Origin of the sequence: Pseudomonas syringae (genome assembly GCF_002157375.1) — a bacterium.
GTDB lineage: Bacteria > Pseudomonadota > Gammaproteobacteria > Pseudomonadales > Pseudomonadaceae > Aquipseudomonas > Aquipseudomonas syringae_T.
The window spans coordinates 288,097-308,646 of sequence record NZ_MTSA01000001.1 but is presented as its reverse complement, the minus strand read 5'-3'; the positions used below and the strand labels follow the sequence as shown (position 1 = coordinate 308,646).

Below are 20,550 nucleotides of genomic sequence, written 5' to 3'. Positions count from 1 at the left end.
TAGGGTCTTTTTGGACTGCACTGAGTGAAATAAGTGTCATGGAACCAAAAATCAAAATGCGGTCGGCGCACGATCTGAGGTTTTTTCACGTCGCCTTTGGTCTTCGGGGCGCGTTCCGTTAACATAGTCAGCTTTTTCAAGCGGGAGACAGGCAGCATGGCGCAGCAGTATCAACCGGGGCAACGCTGGATTAGCGACAGCGAAGCCGAGCTGGGTTTGGGCACCGTTCTGGCACAGGACGGCCGCTTGTTGACCGTGCTCTATCCGGCCACTGGCGAAACACGCCAGTACGCACTGCGTAATGCACCGCTGACCCGCGTGCGTTTCTCGCCGGGCGATGTGATCACTCACTTCGAAAACTGGAAAATGACCGTTCGCGAAGTTGACGACGTCGATGGCCTGCTGGTCTACCACGGCCTGAACGCGCAGAACGAAGTGGTCACGCTGCCGGAAACCCAGCTGTCCAACTTCATCCAGTTCCGCCTGGCAACCGACCGCCTGTTCGCAGGGCAGATCGACCAGTTGTCCTGGTTCTCGCTGCGTTACAACACCCTCGAACACACCAGCCGCCAGTTGCAGTCCTCGCTCTGGGGCCTGGGGGGCGTGCGGGCGCAACCTATCGCGCACCAGTTGCACATCGCCCGTGAAGTCGCCGACCGCATCGCACCACGCGTATTGCTGGCCGACGAAGTGGGCCTGGGCAAGACCATCGAAGCCGGTCTGATCATTCATCGCCAATTGCTGTCGGGGCGCGCCAACCGCGTGCTGATTCTGGTGCCGGAAAACCTTCAGCATCAGTGGCTGGTGGAGATGCGTCGCCGCTTCAACCTGCAGGTTGCGCTGTTCGACGCCGAACGCTTCATGGAAAGCGATGCCGGCAATCCGTTCGAAGACACCCAACTGGCGCTGGTTGCGCTGGAATGGCTGGTCGAAGACGAAAAGGCTCAGGATGCCCTGTTCGCGGCGGGCTGGGACTTGATGGTGGTCGACGAAGCGCACCACCTGGTCTGGCACGAAGACAAGGCCAGCCGCGAGTACTCGCTGGTCGAGCAACTGGCCGAGGTCATTGCCGGCGTGCTGCTGCTGACCGCTACCCCGGAGCAACTGGGCCAGGACAGCCACTTTGCACGCCTGCGCCTGCTCGACCCGAACCGTTTCCACGACCTGAAAGCCTTCCGCGCCGAGAGCGAAAACTATCGCCCGGTGGCGCAGGCCGTTCAAGAGCTGCTCGACAAGGGCAAACTGTCCGCTGCCGCGCAGGACACCATTCGCGGGTTCCTGGGCGCCGAAGGCGAGACGCTGCTCGCTGCCGTCAATACCGGTGACGACGAAGCCAAGGCGCGCCTGATTCGCGAATTGCTGGACCGTCATGGCACGGGCCGCGTGCTGTTCCGTAACACCCGCGCCGCCGTGCAGGGTTTCCCGGAGCGCAAGCTGCACCCTTATCCGCTGCCCTGCCCTGTCGAATACCTTGAGTTGCCGGTGGGCGAGCATGCCGACCTCTACCCTGAAGTGAGCTTCCAGGCGCATTCGGACGTCAGCGAAGAAGAACGCTGGTGGCGTTTCGACCCGCGCGTCGACTGGCTGATCGATACGCTCAAGATGCTCAAGCGCGTCAAGGTGCTGGTCATCTGCGCCCATGCCGAAACCGCTATGGACCTGGAAGACGCACTGCGTGTGCGCTCCGGCATTCCGGCCACGGTGTTCCACGAAGGCATGAACATTCTCGAGCGCGACCGCGCCGCTGCGTATTTCGCGGACGAAGAGTTCGGCGCTCAGGTACTGATCTGTTCGGAAATCGGCAGTGAAGGCCGCAACTTCCAGTTTTCCCACCATCTGGTCCTGTTCGATCTGCCGTCGCACCCGGACCTGCTGGAGCAGCGCATCGGCCGTCTGGACCGGATCGGCCAGAAGCACACCATTGAACTGCACGTACCGTTCCTCGAAACCAGCCCGCAGGCGCGCCTGTTCCAGTGGTATCACGAAGCGCTCAACGCCTTCCTCAATACCTGCCCGACCGGTAACGCCTTGCAGCACCAGTTCGGACCGCGTCTGTTGCCGCTGCTCGAAAGCGGTGACGATGACGAATGGCAAGGCCTCATCAATGAAGCCCGTGCCGAGCGCGAGCGTCTGGAAAGCGAACTGCACACCGGCCGCGACCGCCTGCTGGAACTCAACTCCGGCGGTGCCGGTGAAGGCGAGGCACTGGTCGAAGCGATCCTCGATCAGGATGACCAGTTCAGCCTGCCGATCTATATGGAAACCCTGTTCGACGCTTTTGGCATCGACAGCGAGGACCACTCGGAAAACGCCCTGATCCTCAAGCCGAGCGAAAAAATGCTCGACGCCAGCTTCCCGCTGGGTGACGACGAAGGCGTGACCATCACGTACGACCGCAATCAGGCGCTGTCTCGCGAAGACATGCAGTTCATTACCTGGGAACACCCGATGGTTCAGGGCGGCATGGACCTGGTGCTGTCCGGTTCGATGGGCAACACCGCCGTGGCGCTGATCAAGAACAAGGCGTTGAAGCCGGGCACGGTGCTGCTGGAGCTGATTTACGTCAGTGAGGTGGTTGCGCCGCGTTCATTGCAACTGGGGCGTTATCTGCCGCCTGCCGCCCTTCGCTGCCTGCTTGATCCGAACGGCAATGATCTGTCGAGCCGCGTGTCGTTCAATACTCTTAACGACCAGCTCGAGAGCGTGCCACGCGCCAGCGCCAACAAGTTCATTCAGGCACAGCGTGATCTGCTGACGCCGAGGATCAACGCGGGCGAAGAAAAAATCACGCCGAAGCACGCTGAACGCGTGGCCGAGGCCCAGCGTCGTCTGGCAGCCGATACCGAAGAGGAACTGGCCCGCCTGACGGCATTGCAGGCGGTCAACCCGACCGTGCGCGACAGTGAACTGGTTGCCTTGCGCACCCAGCGCGAACAAGGCCTGGCGATGCTTGAAAAAGCCGCGTTGCGCCTGGAAGCGATTCGGGTGCTGGTCGCGGGTTGAAACCACGCTAACGCTCGTCCCCATGCTTTGCGTGGGGATGCATTTCGTGACGCTCCGCGTCACAAAGTGGCCTCTGCAAAACGTCATGCCTTACTTGAAACCGTTGCTAAAAAGCGCTTTTTTGCCGCGATGGTACTGACGACGCAGAGTGCGACGTAAGTGACGGCTGAGTCCTGGCGCTGATCCGGGGGTAGCCTGGCAGGACGCCAGGCTAGCCGCACCGGGCCATGGATGGCCCGTTGCGGCGACCCCCGGATCAGTGACAGGGCGAAGGAACCCGACGAAGTCGGGCCGGAAACGGAGCCAAGGGCTTTGGTTACTTTGGCCCCATCAAAGTAACTCGCCGAGGGGCGAAAAGGTGACCTGAGTCGACCCCCAGCCTATCTGATATCGCAGCACCGCCGTGTGACGCAGAGCGTCACTCGATGCATGCCTACACAGAGCATAGGCACGAGACTCAGCCAGCATCACTCAGCGTCTGGCCACCACAATCCCCTCCTCCAGCCCCGCCACTGGCTGTTCAGCCACCATCCGCGCCTTCATCCGTTCGGCATCCCGGCTGAAACAGCGTGAGGCCTGGTACAGAAACAACAGGGTCAGGAACAGCGCTGCCGGGATCAGGTACATGGCATCGTGCAGCCCGATGGCCTTGAAGCTTTCATTCATCACCTCGACACCCGCCAAAGCCATCGCCGAATGGGCGAAGTGATCAGACAGCAGGCCGACCACCACCGGGCCGAGGCCTCCACCCAGCAGGTAAAGACCGGCGAAAAACAGCGCCATGGCCGTTGCCCGCAAACGCGGCTCGACCACGTCCTGGATCGCGGTGTAGACGCAGGTGTAAAAGTTGTAGGCAAACAGCCAGCCCAGACTGAAAACGCCCACGAACACGCCGATTTCGATACGCCCTGCGTGCAACGCGTAGCCTGTCGCCAGCGCGGCCACCAGCATGCTGAACGTCGCGAACAACAGCCTTCCGTTAGGAGAGCGCTGATGCAGCTTGTCGGCTATCCAGCCGCCGAGGGTCAGACCGATCAACCCGGTGACACCGACGATGACGCCCGTTGCAACGGCGGCTTCCTGCAACGGCAGCAGGAAATAACGCTGCAGCATGGGCACCATGAATGAGTTGCAGGCGTAGGTCGCAAAGTTGAAGGTCAGGCCACCCAGCACCAGCCAGCGAAAGGTCGGGATCGACAAGACGCGGCGGATCGGCTTGTCGATCTTTACCTCGGACATGCGCACGTCTTCAGCCGCGCCGCGCCGGGGCTCTTTGATGAAGAAGATGAACACGGCCAGCAATAAGCCTGGAAACGCTGCAATGAAGAACGGTGCCCGCCAGCTGTCAAACGCCTTGACCATTGCACCGATGGTGAAGAACGCCAGCAGCAGCCCCAACGGCAGCCCCAGCATGAACAGCCCCATGGCCCGCGCCCGTCGATGGGCTGGGAACAGATCACCGATCAAGGAGTTGGCGGCAGGCGCATAGCTGGCCTCGCCGATGCCAACCCCCATGCGGACCAGCAGAAACGTCCAGAAACTGCCCACCATGCCGTTGACCGCCGTCAACCCGCTCCAGACCGCCAGGCCGCAGCCCATGAGCTTCTTGCGTGAGCCGTTGTCGGCCATGCGCCCCAGCGGCAGCCCGGCGATGGCGTAAACCAGCGTGAACGCAGTGCCCAGCATCCCCAACTGAAAGTCGCTCAGGTGCCACTCCAGCCTGATGGGCTCGACGATGATCGCAGGGATGGTGCGATCAAAGAAATTGAACAGGTTGGCCAGAAACAACAGGAACAGAACACGCCAGGCGTTGGCAGCCTGGGTAGCGTTTTGCGGCTGGGGCTCGTTCATGTGGGCGTCCGTCCCTTTATCGTTATTCACTTCAATCTAGAAGCCGCAAGGCTATCTGTCTGTAAACATTCGTAAAGACAGCGGACAAGTGATGGCCTTTTATAACTATTCGTTATTGAGGACATATCAAAATGACAGCTCATTTGCGTGGCAGGTCGTAAACAGCCTCTATACTCACTCGAAATCGTCAGGCTTTTAGCCTTGGCGCCCTGGTAGTGAACAATAGGGCACGCTATGGAGTGGCTGGGTTTGGACATGTTCGCTGGCCTGCCAGCGGACGGGCAATTGCTGATTGACTGCAGTCATAATATTTTTCTCGTGGCACTGGCCTATGGTGTGGCCTGTGCCGCGTGCTTTGCGACGCTCGACATTGCTGACCGGGTCATCCAGGTGGAGGCCACCAGAAGCCGCCGCCTCTGGAAAGCACTGGGCGCGCTTTGTCTGGCAGGCGGTGTGTGGGCGATGCACTTCATCAGCATGCTGGCATTTCAAGCTCCGCTGACCATTGCCTATGACCTGACCGTCACCTTGATATCACTGCTGATCGTGTTGCTCACCGCGCTGGTCGCGATGAAAGCGCTGACGATCCCGACGCTCACTACCCGACGATGTTTGCTCAGCGCGGTCGTCATGGGCATCGGCATCGCCACCATGCACTACCTGGGCATGTCAGCGATGCGTTCCGCCGCCACTCAGTATTACGAACCGAAAATGTTCGGGCTTTCGATCCTGGCTGCCATTTTGTCCAGCGTGGCGTTGCTGACGCTGTCCCGTCATTTGCGCCAGCACAGCGGCATGTTCCACCAGATGTTCCGTTACGGCGTCAGCCTGCTGCTGGGCGCGGGCCTGCTGACCATGCACCTGATGGGCATGCGGGCGTTGAGGCTGGTCATGCCCGAAGGCACCGCGCTGCACATTCCCAGCACCGAAAACAGTCAGCAACTGGGGCTGACCATTGCGGTCATCACCCTGCTGATTATTGCCGGGAGCATCAGCGCGGCGATGGCTGACAAGAAGCTGCAAGGCAAGGACCATGACCTGCAACGGGTCAATGCCCTGCTCAGCCAACTGGATCAGGCGCGCGTCTCGCTGCAGCAGGTGGCGCATTACGACCCATTGACCAACCTCATTAACCGTCGCGGATTCAATCAGATTTTTGCCGAAAAACTGCTGGAGCACACTCAGAGCAACGGCATGCTTGCGGTGATGTTTCTGGACATCGACCATTTCAAACGCATCAACGACAGCCTGGGCCACGACGCTGGCGATGAATTGCTCAAAGTGATTGCCGAACGCATCCGCAGTGCGACCCGCGTTCAGGATGTGGTCGCGCGCTTCGGTGGCGACGAGTTCTGCATTCTGCTGAGCATTCCGGACTATGAAGAGGCTCGACACCTGGCCCATCGGGTCATGCACAAAATGAAGGAGACCATCGGGCTGGCCGGAAGGCGCATGGTCATGACCACCAGCATTGGCATCGCCGTGTTCCCGCGTGACGGCTCATCCTGCGATGAATTGCTCAAGCATGCGGACCTGGCGCTCTACCAGTCCAAGGGCAACGGGCGAAACAGGGTCAATTTCTTCAGCCCGGCGCTCAAGACCAAGGCCAGTCTGGAGCTGCATCTGGAGGAAGAACTGCGCAATGCCTTGCGCGAAGAGACAGGGCTGCAGGTCTACTACCAGCCGATCATCGACCTGCGGACCGGCCACGTTGCCAAGCTGGAAGCCCTGGTGCGCTGGAATCACCCGCAACACGGCTTGCTGACGCCCGATCGCTTCATCAGCATTGCCGAGGCCAACGGTCTGATCGCCGAGCTGGACAACTGGGTGCTGCGCCGTGCCTGTCACGATCTGGGCACCTTGCACCGTGAAGGGCTGGACCCGGTGATCATCACCGTCAACTGCTCGGCGCTCAATCTGAGCCGCGACGAACTGCTGGAAGAAGTCCAGCAGGCACTGGCTGACGCAGGGGCCGCGCCTGGCCGGCTCGAACTGGAGGTGACCGAAAACGCCCTGATGGGCAATATCAGCAACACCATCCTGCTGCTCAAGCAGATCCGCAGCCTTGGGGTTTCGCTGTCGATCGATGATTTCGGGACCGGCTATTCGTCGCTTGCGTACCTCAAGCGCCTGCCACTGGACACACTCAAGATCGACCGGTCGTTCATCGCCGATATCCCTGAATCCCCTCAGGACATGGAGATCGTGCAGGCCATTATCGTCATGGCGCATACATTGCGCCTGAAGGTCGTTACCGAAGGCGTTGAGACGCCCGCACAGCTGGAGTTTCTCAGCAAGTTCGGCAGCGACTACGTGCAGGGCTATCTGTTCAGCAGGCCACAGCCGCTGGAGCGAATCATCCCCCTCGTCAAACAGATGAACGAGTGCGAACCCGCCAGTCGCTGGCCAACCCTGCCGATGCCGCAACCGCAACCGCCGGAACAGGAAGATGAAAACCCACGGTCAATGGACCTGTTCACCGACCTGCCCGACACTGAAAACTATTCAAGCAGGGGGCGCGCTCGCAGCTGACACTTCGCAGCAGGCGCCACGCAAGCCACCCGAGCGGAGGCCGGCAAAAATGCTCACTTGAAGGTGGGGTTTTACGCTACGCAGGTGTCCCCACAGTTACCTTCCAACCCACTCGCTCAACGCAAGCAGCACTGTATTGGTGCGTCGATCAATCCTGCGCCCTGTCTTGAATCAAAATCCAAGGTGCCACTACGACAGCCCACAGCGTCGGATCGGCCTCCACCAGCTCAAGCGCCTTGGTTTCAGACACCTTGCTCACCTGACCGTCGGTCAGCCATGCAGACACCTTGTCTGCCTCATTTTCGGCCACGGCCTCGGCCACTTCGATCAGGTCCAGAGGCCGCTCGACCCACAACAGGGCACCCTTGGCAAAGAATGGTTGCAATTCAGTCCAGGTAATTGAGGCGGTTTCGCCAAGCAGTTTGGCATAGAGGGTGCTAGGTTCTTGCGTCATGGGTTTCACCAGAAAGAAAATCGGCACAATGATAGCGCCGACTTTCCCACCGGCAAGCCCAGATGCAGGTGATCAATCGCAGGGAAGTGCAGATAACCTTATGGATCTGAAGTGATTTCAGGCACTCAAGCGGTTGGATTCTGTAACTTTCTTTCGATTAGGCGACACTCATCGGTTTGTCCCCAAACGCCCGGCTATCCAAGCCAACAAGCGGCACTCTAAACTGTTCCGGTACAGTTGGCGGCGTGGGAAAACCGGTGATCGAATCCGGTCCTGGAGCTTTAGCCATCAGGATTATAAAAACGACAATGCAAGAGTGGAGCATCATGACTAAGGGTACTAATAAGCTTTCCAGGCTGTTTGCCGCACTGGTTATGGCGGGGGTTGCCAGCCATTCGTTCGCAGCTGACACCATCAAGATCGGCATCGCCGGCCCCAAGACCGGCCCTGTCGCCGAGTACGGCACCATGCAGTTCAATGGTGCAAAAATGGCCATCGAGCAGATCAACGCCAAGGGTGGCGTGGATGGCAAGAAGCTTGAAGCCGTCGAGTACGATGACGCCTGCGATCCGAAACAGGCCGTTGCCGTCGCCAACAAGGCGGTCAATGACGGCGTGAAATACGTGGTCGGTCACCTCTGCTCCAGCTCTGCCCAGCCAGCGTCCGACATCTATGAGGACGAAGGCATCATCATGGTCACTCCGGCCGCCACCAGCCCGGACATCACCGCTCGTGGCTACAAACTGGTGTTCCGTACCATCGGCCTGGACAGCGCCCAAGGCCCTGCCGCAGGCAACTACATTGCCAAGGTCGCCAAGCCGAAAATTGTTGCTGTCATTCACGACAAGCAGCAATACGGTGAAGGCATTGCCACTGCAGTCAAACAAACACTCGAAAAAGACGGTGTGAAAGTCGCGATCTTCGAAGGCATCAACGCGGGTGACAAGGACTTCGCGTCACTGATCGCCAAACTCAAGCAAGCCAATGTCGACTTCGTCTACTACGGTGGCTACCACCCTGAGCTGGGGCAGATCCTGCGCCAGTCCAAGGAAAAGGGCCTGAAAGCCAGGTTCATGGGTCCTGAAGGCGTCGGCAACGAGTCCATCTCGCAAATCGCTGGCGATGCCTCCGAAGGCCTGCTGGTCACCCTGCCGAAGTCTTTCGACCAGGACCCGGCCAACCAGGCGCTGACCGAAGCCTTCAAGGCCAAGAAAGAGGACCCGAGCGGCCCGTTCGTGTACCCGTCCTACTCCGCCGTCCAGGTCATTGCCGACGGCATCGCCGCCGCCAAGTCCGAAGACACCACCAAGGTGGCAGCCGCCATCCATGCCGGCACCTTTAAGACGCCCATGGGCGAGCTGAGCTACGACGAGAAAGGTGACCTGAAGAACTTCCAGTTCGTGGTCTACGAATGGCACTTCGGCAAGCCGAAGACCGAAGCCGCTCAGTAAGCTGCTTGCATCAACCCTCAAAGCCCACTGCCAGCGCAGTGGGCTTTGTTTTACGAATCCAGGCCCGTCCGCACACCTCCGGAAACAGAGCTGCGCACGAAGCCACCTGAACATCTTAAAACCGTCACCAGCGGTTCTCTGACAGCGTCACGAACAACGCATCGACAGAATGCGACCCGGTTCATCCCAGAGAAATGCAGATCAGGTTTTCAGGAGCGCGGTAAATGCCCGAGTTATTCCACTACATGCAACAGCTGGTCAATGGCCTGACCATTGGCAGCACGTATGCATTGATCGCCATCGGTTACACGATGGTGTACGGCATCATCGGAATGATCAACTTCGCCCATGGCGAGGTGTACATGATCGGTTCCTATGTTGCCTTCATGGCACTGGCCGGTCTGGCGATGCTGGGTATTCACAGCCTGCCGCTGCTGATGATTGCCGGTTTTGCCGCAACGATCATCGTGACCAGTGCCTACGGCTACAGCATCGAGCGCGTGGCCTACCGTCCGTTGCGTAACAGCAACCGTCTGATTCCACTGATTTCTGCGATCGGCATGTCGATCTTCCTGCAGAACTCGGTTCAGCTTTCCCAGGGTTCCGGCAACTTTGCCATTCCCAACCTGCTGCCTGGCAGTCTTTCGTTCGGCCCGGGTGGCGCGCAGGAAGTGCTGATTTCCTACATGCAGATTGTGGTGTTCGTCATCACCCTGCTGGCCATGACCGGCCTGACCCTGTTCATTTCCCGCTCGCGAATGGGCCGCGCCTGCCGCGCCTGCGCCGAGGACATGAAAATGGCCAACCTGCTGGGGATCAACACCAACAACATCATTGCCCTGACCTTCGTGGTCGGTGCCGCGCTGGCGGCGGTCGCAGCCATGCTGCTGAGCATGCAATACGGCGTGATCAACCCCAGCGCCGGCTTCCTCGTCGGCCTGAAAGCCTTCACCGCTGCCGTGCTGGGCGGTATCGGTTCGATCCCCGGCGCAGTGCTCGGTGGCCTGGTACTGGGTGTCGCCGAAGCGTTCGGCGCCGACATTTTTGGTGATCAGTACAAGGACGTTGTGGCCTTCGGCCTGCTGGTTCTGGTGCTGCTGTTCCGACCGACCGGCATTCTGGGTCGTCCGGAGGTTGAGAAAGTATGAGCAAGTCTTTTAAACAGGCGCTGTTCAGCGCCGCATTGGTCTGGGCAGTCGCCTACCCGGTGTTCGGCCTGAAACTGGCGTTTTCCGGCGTTACCCTGCAAGTGCAGAATGCCAGCCCGCTGACCCTCACCGTCATTGCCGTGTGTTCGGTCCTGCTGTTCCTGCGGGTGCTGTTCGCCGAGCAGATCAGCGGCATGCGCGTCGGTTCCGATAAGCCGCTGATCCCGCAAAAGACCAGCGACTTCCTGACCCAGCCGAAAACCCAGCGCTGGGGCCTGGCGGCACTGATCGTACTGGCATTCATCTGGCCCTTCTTCGGTTCACGCGGCGCGGTGGACATTGCGACCTTGATTCTGATCTACGTCATGCTCGGCCTCGGCCTGAACATCGTGGTCGGGCTGGCAGGCCTGCTGGACCTGGGCTATGTCGGCTTCTACGCAGTCGGGGCCTACAGCTACGCCCTGCTCTCGCATTACTACGGGCTCGGTTTCTGGATCTGCCTGCCGATTGCGGGGTTGATGGCGGCGCTGTTCGGATTCCTGCTGGGGTTCCCGGTGCTGAGGCTGCGCGGTGACTACCTGGCCATCGTCACGCTCGGGTTCGGCGAGATCATCCGTATCTTCCTGCGCAACCTGACCGACATCACGGGCGGTCCGAACGGCATCAGCAACATCGACAAGCCGACCTTCTTCGGCCTGACGTTCGAGCGCAAGGCTGCTGAAGGCATGCAGACCTTCCATGAGTTCTTCGGCCTGCCGTACAGCTCGATCAACAAGGTCATTTTTCTCTACCTGATCGCCCTACTGCTGGCGCTGGCCGCACTGTTCGTCATCAACCGCCTGCTGCGCATGCCGATCGGTCGGGCCTGGGAAGCGTTGCGTGAAGACGAGATCGCCTGCCGCGCGCTGGGCCTGAACCCGACCGTGATCAAGCTTTCGGCCTTCACCCTCGGCGCAGCGTTTGCCGGTTTCGCGGGCAGCTTCTTTGCCGCGCGCCAAGGCCTGATTACCCCGGAATCGTTCACCTTCATCGAGTCGGCAATCATTCTGGCCATCGTGGTGCTGGGCGGTATGGGCTCGCAACTGGGCGTGATCCTCGCGGCCATCGTGATGATCCTGTTGCCTGAGCTGATGCGTGAGTTCAGTGATTACCGCATGCTGATGTTCGGCGCACTGATGGTGCTGATGATGATCTGGCGTCCTCAGGGCTTCCTGCCGATGCAGCGCCCCGAAATGAAATTGAAAGCGGAGCTGCCAAAATGAGCCGCCCATTACTGCAAGCCACAGGCTTGAGCATGCGTTTCGGCGGTCTGCTGGCGGTCAACGGCGTGGCCCTGACGGTCAACAAAGGGCAGGTCGTGTCGATGATCGGTCCTAACGGCGCGGGCAAGACCACGGTCTTCAACTGCCTGACCGGCTTTTACCGGCCCAGCGCCGGCACCATTCTGCTGGACGGCGAGCCGATTCAAGGCCTGGCGGGCCATCAGATTGCGCGCAAGGGCGTGGTACGGACCTTCCAGAACGTGCGCCTGTTCAAGGAAATGACCGCGGTGGAAAACCTGCTGGTTGCCCAGCACCGGCACTTGAACACCCACTTCCTGGCCGGTCTGTTCAAGACACCGGCGTTCCGTCGCAGTGAACGCGAAGCGATGGACTACGCCGAGCACTGGCTCGAGGCCGTCAACCTGCGGGAGTTTGCCAATCGCCCCGCCGGAACACTCGCCTATGGCCAACAACGGCGCCTGGAAATCGCGCGCTGCATGATGACCCGCCCGCGCATCCTGATGCTCGACGAGCCTGCTGCCGGTCTGAACCCTCGGGAAACCGACGACCTGAAAGCGCTGATCGGCGTGTTGCGCAACGAACACGATGCCACCGTCCTGCTGATCGAACACGACATGAAGCTGGTGATGAGCATTTCCGACCATATCGTGGTGATCAATCAGGGCACGCCTCTGGCGGACGGCACACCGGAACAGATTCGCGACAATCCTGACGTGATCAAAGCCTACCTGGGGGAAGCGTAAATGCTGCAGTTTGAAAACGTCTCCACCTTCTACGGCAAGATCCAGGCGCTGCACAGCGTCAACGTGGAAGTGCGTCAGGGCGAGATCGTCACCTTGATCGGTGCCAACGGCGCCGGCAAGTCCACCCTACTGATGACCCTGTGCGGTTCACCTCGCGCTCACAGCGGCAGTATCCGCTACATGGGCGAAGAGCTGGTCGGGCTTGAGTCGTCGATCATCATGCGCAAGAGCATCGCCGTGGTGCCGGAAGGCCGTCGTGTGTTTGCGCGCCTGACGGTTGAAGAAAACCTGGCGATGGGCGGTTTCTTCACGGAAAAGGCGGATTATCAGGAGCAGATGGACAAGGTCCTGCACTTGTTTCCACGCCTCAAGGAGCGCTTCAACCAGCGCGGCGGCACCATGTCCGGTGGCGAACAGCAAATGCTCGCCATTGGCCGGGCGCTGATGAGCAAGCCCAAGCTGTTGCTGCTGGACGAGCCGTCACTGGGTCTGGCCCCGATCATCATTCAGCAGATTTTCGAGATCGTCGAACAACTGCGCAGTGATGGCGTGACCGTGTTTCTGGTCGAGCAGAACGCCAACCAGGCCCTGAAAGTCGCCGACCGCGCGTACGTGCTGGAAAACGGTCGCGTGGTGATGCAGGGCACAGGCGAAGAACTGCTGGTCGATCCGAAAGTGCGGGATGCGTATCTGGGCGGGTAGTCCCGAGAAGCCGAAGCGGTTTTGCAGGAGCGAACGTGTCCGCGAAGGCGGTCGTTAAGACGATGCATTTTCGTCGAACACAACGGCTCTTTCGCGAACAAGTTCGCTCCCACAGTCAGAGTCTCAGAGTCTTAGAGTCTTAGAGTCTTAGAGTCAGAGTCTCAGGGTCAGAGGGTCAGGGTCAGGGTCAGGGTCAGGGTCAGGGTCAGGGTCAGGGTCAGGGTCAGACCTGCACGACAGTCATAGCCACTGATGGCGCGATAAACATTCCAACCCTTGTGATGCACCACCAGTCTGAGTAACGTGACGGCACTTGTCTGGAGATCAATCCATGTTTGCTGCGCGTTCCGCCCTCGTATTTGCCCTTCTCCCCCTGTTTGCCGGGTGCCAACTGCTCGGCAGCAAGGCCGATGCCCCGCAGGTTTCCACCGCCGGCATGCTGCGTATGCAGGGCGATCTGACCGGCAGCAATGGCCAGTTGCTGTTCAAACCGTGCAATGAGCAGCGCCGTTATGTGGTCAAGGATCGCGGCAATACAGGCATCCTGCAGGAAGCCACTTCGCTGGCTGACAGCAACGGCAAGGTGTTTGCCGATCTGCGCGGCAGCTTTGCTGCCAGCAAGGCGGGCAACAGCGATGGCCAGCTGGATCTGCATCAACTGTATCGCGTCGAACGCCCCGGTCAGGCCTGTGAAGACCTCAACTTCAAGCGCCTGACGCTGCACGTCAACGGCAACAAGCCTGCATGGAACGTCAATGTCAGCGGCAAAGGCATGGTGCTGGAACGCGAAGGCGCCGCGCCGCTAGCCGTGCCTTATGTGGAAGAAAAATTGCCCGACGGCAGTTTCAGCATCAGCAGCGAAGCCAATAACCAGCGCATCGAGATCTGGGTGGCGCCGCAACGTTGCGTGGACAGCGTCGACGGCTCGGTGCAACACCTGACCGCCGAGCTGCGTATCAACGGCCAGGCCCAGCGTGGCTGCGGTTATTACGGCGGTTCGCGCGACGACTGACCGGCAGGCTCGCCGCCAAAGGGGTTCAGCGCTTATAATCGCCGGTCTTGTAGTGCTGTCGGGCTGAACCTGCGGCCCGAAAACTGGACCCCTTAATGTTACGAATCACCGAACTCAAGCTGCCGATCGATCACCCGGAAGAAGACCTGCGCGTTGCACTCCTGCAGCACCTGGGCATCGACAGCAGCGAATTGCTGGACTTCACCCTCTTCAAGCGCAGCTACGACGCGCGTAAAAAGTCCTCCGAGCTGTGCTTCATCTACACCATCGACTTTCAGGTCAAGGATGAAGAGGCACTGCTGCGCAAGCTGGCCAATGACCGTCATGTCGGCCCTGCACCGGATGTCAGCTATAAAGTCGTCGGTCACGCCCCCGAAGGCCTGACAGAGCGCCCGATAGTCGTGGGCTTCGGGCCGTGCGGCATTTTTGCCGGACTGCTGCTGGCGCAGATGGGCTTTAAACCGATCATCCTCGAGCGCGGCACCGAAGTCCGCCAGCGCACCAAGGACACCTGGGGCCTGTGGCGCAAGAACGTGCTCAACCCCGAGTCCAACGTGCAGTTTGGCGAAGGTGGTGCCGGGACATTCTCGGACGGCAAGCTCTACAGCCAGATCAAGGACCCGAAATTCATCGGCCGCAAAGTGCTGCACGAGTTCGTGAAGGCCGGTGCGCCTGAAGAAATCCTCTACGTCAGCAAACCGCACATCGGCACGTTCCGCCTGACGGGTGTGGTTGAAAACATGCGGCACCAGATCGTCGCACTGGGCGGTGAAGTGCGTTTTCAGCAGCGCGTGACCGACTTGATGATCGAGGACGGCCAACTGCTGGGCGTCCAGCTGGACAGCGGCGAGCAGATCGAGTCCCGCCATGTGATTCTGGCGCTGGGCCACAGTGCCCGCGACACCTTCCGCATGTTGCACAGCCGTGGCGTGTTCATGGAAGCCAAGCCGTTCTCGGTGGGTTTCCGTATCGAGCACCCGCAGTCACTGATCGACCGCGCCCGTCTCGGCAAGTATGCCGGTCACCCCAAGCTGGGCGCTGCCGATTACAAGCTGGTACACCACGCCAGCAACGGTCGCTCGGTCTACAGTTTCTGCATGTGCCCTGGCGGGACCGTCGTCGCGGCAACGTCGGAGCCTGGCCGCGTGGTCACCAACGGCATGAGCCAGTACTCGCGTAACGAGCGCAACGCCAACTCGGGCATTGTGGTCGGCATTTCGCCGGAGCAGGATTTCCCTGGCAGCCCACTGGCCGGTATCGAACTGCAGGAGCGTCTGGAATCTCACGCTTACCTGTTGGGCGGCAGCAACTACGAGGCCCCCGCGCAGCTGGTCGGCGACTTCATCGCCGGTAAAGCGTCGACCGCATTGGGCAGTGTCGAGCCTTCGTACAAGCCGGGCGTGAAACTGGTGGACCTGGCTGACGCCCTGCCCGCCTTTGCCATCGAAGCCATCCGTGAAGCATTGCCTGCGTTCGACAAGCAGATCAAAGGCTTTTCGCTGCACGATGCGGTACTGACCGGCATCGAAACCCGTACCTCGGCTCCATTGCGCATCACCCGCGGCCCGACCCTGCAAAGCCTGAACACCAAAGGCCTGTACCCGGCCGGTGAAGGCGCCGGTTATGCAGGTGGCATTCTGTCAGCAGGCGTGGACGGCATACGGATTGCGGAAGCGCTGGTGCGCGATATGCTGGGGATCGAGGGCTAAATCCCACGATGATTATGACTATCGTGCCGATGCTCCGCGTCGGCATGCAGTTCTGGACGCTCTGCGTCACATCCATGCAGCAACACAGCGCCATGCCTTACCCGCAGCGTCTGCAAAAGAAAAGCTTTTTGATCGCGATGGCATGGACGACGCAGAGTGCGACGTAAGTGACGGCTGAGTCCTGGCGCTGATCCGGGGGTAGCCTGGCAGGACGCCAGGCTAGCCGCACCGGGCCATGGATGGCCCGTTGCGGCGACCCCCGGATCAGTGTCAGGACGAAGGAACCCGACGAAGTCGGGCCGGAAACGGAGCCAGGGGCTTTGGTTACTTTGGCCCCATCAAAGTAACTCGCCGAGGGGCGAAAAGGTGACTTGAGTCTTATGTAAATCTACTCGACATCGCAGAACCCTTGTGTGACGCAGAGGACGCAAAGCGTCCAGAACTGCATGCCGACGCGGAGCGTCGGCACGATAGTCATGGTTGAGATTATCGTGCTCTATGCGTGGGAATGCCTTGCGCAACAATCCATCTGACGCAGAAACAAAAAAACCCCGAGCCTTCCGGCTCGGGGTTTGGGTGTGCGCCGCTGCGGGATCAATGCGAAACGCGGCTGGTACCGTTGACGCTCATGATGCGTACGCGTTCACCGACGCGGAAAATCTCGTTTTCCTGAACCTGCTGAACGTAGGCACGCATGCTGCCGTCATCCTCACGCACGGTGATTTCAACACCTTGCGTACGGGTCAGGCCTTCTTCGGTCGCTGAACCCAGCAGGCCACCGGCCACTGCACCGATCACTGCTGCCACAACGCTACCGCGACCGCCACCGATGGCGCTGCCACCAACGCCGCCGACGACCGCACCTGCAACGCCGCCGATTGGCGTTTTGGTGCCTTCGATCTTGACCGGACGCAAGGATTCGATGGTCCCCATGCGGACAGTCTGTACGGTCCTGGCCTCATCGCGGGAATAGGAATCACCGGTCAGGTTTGAGGTACAGCCACCCAGCATCAACGCCATCGCGGTGAATGAAGCAACCAGAAAAGCAGACTTGCGCATAAAGTGTATCTCCAGAGGAACCAGTGGCCATTAGACTACCCGACAAAGGCCCTGTCACGATCACGGTCCCGCAAATTAAGTTCATTCAGGCGCTATACAGCGAGTGCCTGTACAACGCTCAGACGATTCGGCAAGCGAATAATTCCATCAGGGAGCAAGACGCTCGCGTGCCCATCCGGCGTTTATCAAACGATAGTTCAAACGGTCGTGAAGGCGACTGGATCTTCCCTGCCAGAATTCGATCCGTTCAGGCAAAAGGCGGTAGCCACCCCAGTGCTCCGGGCAGTGCGGCCGGGTGTCTGCGAAGCGTTGTTCCGTTTGTCTGATCAGGCCTTCCAGTTCGTCGCGATCGGCAATCACCTGGCTTTGCGGTGATGCCCAGGCGCCCAGCCGGCTGCCCAGTGGACGGACCTGGTAATACGCATCGGATTCTTGCGCGCTGACTTTTTCGACGCTGCCTTCGATACGCACCTGGCGTTCGAGCGTCGGCCAGAAGAACGTCATGGCCGCAAACGGGCGTGCAGCCAGTTGCTGACCCTTGGCGCTCTCGTAGTTGGTGAAGAAGGTGAAGCCCTGAGCATCAAGCCCTTTGAGCAGCAACACGCGGCAATGCGGACGCCCGTCCTCATCGACAGTGGCCAGGGTCATGGCGTTGGCCTCGACCGGTGGCTGTTCGGTCTTTACCGCCTCTTCGAACCATTTATGGAACAGGGCAAACGGCTCATGCGGTGACTGCGCTTCGGTCAAACCATCGCGAGTGTAATCACGGCGCATGTCGGCCAGGGTCTGGGTCATGGTTTCATTCCTGCGCGCACATCATGAACGTTAGCTAATTCTCGTACGAGGCTCGGCGCTCGTCGTTATCACACATTCGTTTTGATTCTGGCCGAAGGCCGTGGGAGCGAACATGTTCGCGAAAGGGCCGATACAGTCTATGAAACGTATCGTCCGAATTACCGTCTTCGCGAACAATGCGGATCGCCGCCCCGGTCGCTCCCACGCTCTCCGGGCAGAAGCCTGAAATCAGGCCTCAGTTACTGGCCTGGCTGTCATCTTTCTTGGCAGGCGCCTTGGCCGGGGCTTTGGTGGCTGCTGGTTTTTTAGCTGCGGCGGTGGTCTTGGCAGGCGCAGCCTTTTTGGCGGTGCTGGCCTTGGCCGGCGCTTTCTTGGCCGTGTCTTTCTTGGCCGTGTCTTTCTTCGCCACGGCGGCTTTCTTGGCCGGTGCGGCAGCCGGTGCTGGCGTTACTGGCTTGACGTCCTGCGCGGCCACCATGGTCGGCGCAACCGGCGGCAGCGCGTAGCGGCTCATCAGAACGCGCATGGTGTCCTGCGGCGTCATGAGGATCTCGACACGGCGGTTGAGTGCGCGCCCTTCAAGGCTGTCGTTCGCAGCACGCGGCATGACCGCGCCCATGCCACGCTGGCTCAGGCGGTTACGTTCCAGACCGCTCAGGCGGAAGATCGCGGCAACGGACTGCGCACGCTCCTGGCTGATCTTCTGGTTGGCTTCGGTCGGGCCGGAAGTGTCAGCATGACCCAGGATCAGCACTGCGGTTTTCTGATCACCTTCAACCACTTTAGCCAGACGGGTGATCGGACCCAAGGTGTTCGGCAGCAACATGGCCGGGCGATCCGGATTGAACGAGCTGTCTACCGGTGCGGTGATCGCCAGCAGGTCTTCGCGACGTTCCAGCTGGAACGGGCTGTCCTTGATCGCAGCGCGCAGGCGTGGCTCGTACTCGTCCAGCCAGGCCTGGGTCACTTTCGGATCAGGCATCGGCAGCGCTTTAGGTTCGTCCTTCGTACCTGCACTGCTAAACGGCCACCACCACTTGGTGTCGGTTTCCGACTTGGCAACCAGCGCCGGCGCTGCCGGTTTGTCTGCGGGCTTGCTGGCAACCGCATCAGGTTTTGCCTGAGCGTTGTCGCTGGAGCCGAACGGCCAGTACCAAGGGCCGCTGCTCTCGCCGCCAGTTGCCGGTGCTGGTGCCGCAGCCTTGGCCACCGGAGCAGGGGCAGGAGCCGGGCCAGGTGCAGGAGCGTTAGAAGCAGCGCTGGCATCAGAAGACTCGCTGCCGGAACCGAACTGCCACCAATGGCCTCCGGATGCAGCAGAGTCGGATTGTGGGGTTTGAGCACAGCCAGTGACGGCGATACACAGGGCAAGAACGAGGCTTTTATTGGACGACATGGTTGACCCGCAACGGTTTTGATCAGACAGAAGGACGTGACTACGCCGGTATAACATGCATAAAGATGCAGTTGGAAAAAGAAACCGTCGTACGGTTCCTGTTACAGCCATTTAACTGACAGTCGGTATGAAACAAGCACTTATGGCCGATACTTACTGCAAACACTCACGCAGAACGCCGACCAGCTTCTGAGCGCGCGGGTCCATCAGGATGTAAGGCCCCAAGGTATTGGTGACAAAGCCGAACGCCACGTCGTAATCCGGGTCGGCAAAGCCGACTGAACCGCCAGCGCCCGGATGACCGAACGCCTTCGGACCCAGACCGAACGTCGCATTGGGCACCGTCGGTTGATCCAGCATGCAGCCCAGCCCGTGTCGGGTTGAGGTCAACAGGGTCTTGTCCTGGCCGATACTGTGTTCGCGGGTCAGTTCATTGAGCAGGTCGGCTTCCAGCAGGCTGCCATCCAGCAGCCCGGTATAGAAACCGGCCAGACTGCGCGCATTGCCATGACCATTGGCGGCCGGTTGCTGCATGCGGCGCCATTCGGGTTTGTTGGTGCTGGTCATGATCGAGGGCGGATTGGTAAACGCCTTGGCAGTGATCGATGCCGGCTCGCGCATCGTTGCCTGCAGCACGCGCTGAGCAGCAGCGTCGCCCGCATTGCCTTTGCCGCGAGCGATATGGGCAACCCGGTAGAACTGGTCATCCGCCAGCCCGAGATGGAAATCCAGCCCCAGCGGACGCGAAATGCGTGCAGCAATCGACTCGCCCGGACCACGGCCGTCGGCGCGGCGCAACATTTCGCCCACCAGCCAACCGTACGTGATTGCTGCGTAACCGTGGCCCTGCCCCGGCGTCCACCAGGGTTCCTCGGCAGCCAGCGCCGCGGTCATGGTGTGCCACTCGTAAAGGGCTTCGGCGGGCAGTTGCTCACGCAATGCGGGCAGACCGGCCTGGTGGCAGAGCAACTGCCGCAGGGTGATCGATGCCTTGCCAGCCGTAGCGAATTCAGGCCAGAGCCGGGCAACGGGTTCGTCGAGCTTCAGCTTGCCCTCTGCGACCAGTTGCAGAACCGCCACGCTGGTGAAGGTCTTGGTGCAGGAAAACAGATTGGCAAGGGTGTCGGTGTGCCAGGCCTCGGCGCCGTCCTTATCGGCAGTCCCCGCCCACAGGTCGACCACCGTCTGGCCGCCGACCTGAATGCACAACGCTGCGCCACGCTCCTGAGGATCGTCAAAAAGCGCCGCAAAGGCTTCACGTACTGCTTCGAATTGAAGTTCGTAATGACCCTGGATCTGCAACGGCTGACTCCTGCTGGTGTTACCGAGCCTGATGACAGGCTCAATGGGCGCGTATTGTTCCAGCGATCGGGCGCTTTGGGAACAGATGTGAAACGCTCTTCATCTTTGAA

General features: G+C 60.2%; 15 protein-coding genes and 1 pseudogene. 10 read left to right on the top strand and 6 right to left on the bottom strand.

The window, feature by feature from the left end; genetic code table 11:
* The first annotated feature begins 156 nt into the window (after positions 1–156).
* Entirely contained in the window at positions 157–3,003 is a 2,847-nt protein-coding gene (gene rapA, locus BW686_RS01350; protein WP_084913864.1) for an RNA polymerase-associated protein RapA, read from the top strand.
* Positions 3,004–3,474: 471 nt separating this feature from the next.
* Here rapA and BW686_RS01340 read toward each other — a convergent pair whose 3' ends face one another.
* Positions 3,475–4,854: a spinster family MFS transporter gene (locus BW686_RS01340; RefSeq protein ID WP_086934786.1), complete on the bottom strand. Its 1,380-nt coding sequence runs from the start codon at positions 4,852–4,854 to the stop codon at positions 3,475–3,477.
* A gap of 234 nt (positions 4,855–5,088) precedes the next feature.
* On the opposite strand from BW686_RS01340, the gene BW686_RS01335 reads away from it, so the two are divergent.
* Positions 5,089–7,386 (top strand): putative bifunctional diguanylate cyclase/phosphodiesterase, encoded by a 2,298-nt coding sequence (locus BW686_RS01335; RefSeq protein WP_084913861.1) that lies wholly within the window; start codon positions 5,089–5,091, stop codon positions 7,384–7,386.
* A gap of 148 nt (positions 7,387–7,534) precedes the next feature.
* Here the strand turns inward: BW686_RS01335 and BW686_RS01330 are convergent, their stop codons facing one another.
* A complete protein-coding gene (locus BW686_RS01330) occupies positions 7,535–7,840 on the bottom strand; it encodes a DUF2288 domain-containing protein (protein WP_084913860.1) in 306 nt (101 codons plus the stop codon).
* Between BW686_RS01330 and BW686_RS27000 the strand changes: the two are divergent.
* The 8 genes and pseudogenes from BW686_RS27000 to BW686_RS01290 all read left to right on the top strand — a co-directional run.
* Positions 7,839–8,093: pseudogene (locus BW686_RS27000) on the top strand (hypothetical protein); the annotation flags it as partial. The gene BW686_RS01330 and the pseudogene BW686_RS27000 overlap by 2 nt on opposite strands.
* Positions 8,094–8,166: 73 nt before the next feature.
* Positions 8,167–9,291: a branched-chain amino acid ABC transporter substrate-binding protein gene (locus BW686_RS01320; protein WP_084913859.1), complete on the top strand. Its 1,125-nt coding sequence runs from the start codon at positions 8,167–8,169 to the stop codon at positions 9,289–9,291.
* 224 nt (positions 9,292–9,515) lie between these two features.
* A complete protein-coding gene (livH, locus tag BW686_RS01315; RefSeq protein ID WP_084913858.1) occupies positions 9,516–10,439 on the top strand; it encodes a high-affinity branched-chain amino acid ABC transporter permease LivH in 924 nt (307 codons plus the stop codon).
* Complete coding sequence (locus BW686_RS01310; protein ID WP_084913857.1) at positions 10,436–11,701, top strand: high-affinity branched-chain amino acid ABC transporter permease LivM; 1,266 nt, start codon at positions 10,436–10,438, stop codon at positions 11,699–11,701. The genes livH and BW686_RS01310 overlap by 4 nt, the downstream gene beginning before the upstream one ends.
* Positions 11,698–12,465, top strand: a complete 768-nt coding sequence (gene livG, locus BW686_RS01305; protein ID WP_084913856.1) for a high-affinity branched-chain amino acid ABC transporter ATP-binding protein LivG — start codon at positions 11,698–11,700, stop codon at positions 12,463–12,465. Before BW686_RS01310 ends, livG begins: the two co-directional genes overlap by 4 nt.
* Positions 12,466–13,167 (top strand): ABC transporter ATP-binding protein, encoded by a 702-nt coding sequence (locus tag BW686_RS01300; RefSeq protein ID WP_084913855.1) that lies wholly within the window; start codon positions 12,466–12,468, stop codon positions 13,165–13,167.
* Positions 13,168–13,498: 331 nt separating this feature from the next.
* The gene (locus BW686_RS01295) at positions 13,499–14,179 is read left to right on the top strand and encodes a COG3650 family protein (protein ID WP_084913854.1); all 681 of its coding nucleotides are present in this window, start codon (positions 13,499–13,501) and stop codon (positions 14,177–14,179) included.
* A gap of 95 nt (positions 14,180–14,274) precedes the next feature.
* Entirely contained in the window at positions 14,275–15,888 is a 1,614-nt protein-coding gene (locus BW686_RS01290) for an NAD(P)/FAD-dependent oxidoreductase (RefSeq protein WP_084913853.1), read from the top strand.
* A gap of 594 nt (positions 15,889–16,482) precedes the next feature.
* Here the strand turns inward: BW686_RS01290 and BW686_RS01280 are convergent.
* The 4 genes from BW686_RS01280 to BW686_RS01265 all read right to left on the bottom strand — a co-directional run bounded on the left by BW686_RS01280 (position 16,483) and on the right by BW686_RS01265 (position 20,440).
* Entirely contained in the window at positions 16,483–16,947 is a 465-nt protein-coding gene (locus tag BW686_RS01280) for a glycine zipper 2TM domain-containing protein (protein WP_084913852.1), read from the bottom strand.
* 147 nt (positions 16,948–17,094) lie between these two features.
* A complete protein-coding gene (gene pdxH, locus BW686_RS01275) occupies positions 17,095–17,742 on the bottom strand; it encodes a pyridoxamine 5'-phosphate oxidase (protein ID WP_084913851.1) in 648 nt (215 codons plus the stop codon).
* A gap of 235 nt (positions 17,743–17,977) precedes the next feature.
* A complete protein-coding gene (locus BW686_RS01270) occupies positions 17,978–19,138 on the bottom strand; it encodes an OmpA family protein (protein ID WP_084913850.1) in 1,161 nt (386 codons plus the stop codon).
* Between the two features lie 153 nt (positions 19,139–19,291).
* Positions 19,292–20,440, bottom strand: a complete 1,149-nt coding sequence (locus BW686_RS01265) for a serine hydrolase domain-containing protein (protein WP_084913849.1) — start codon at positions 20,438–20,440, stop codon at positions 19,292–19,294.
* Positions 20,441–20,550: the final 110 nt, after the last annotated feature.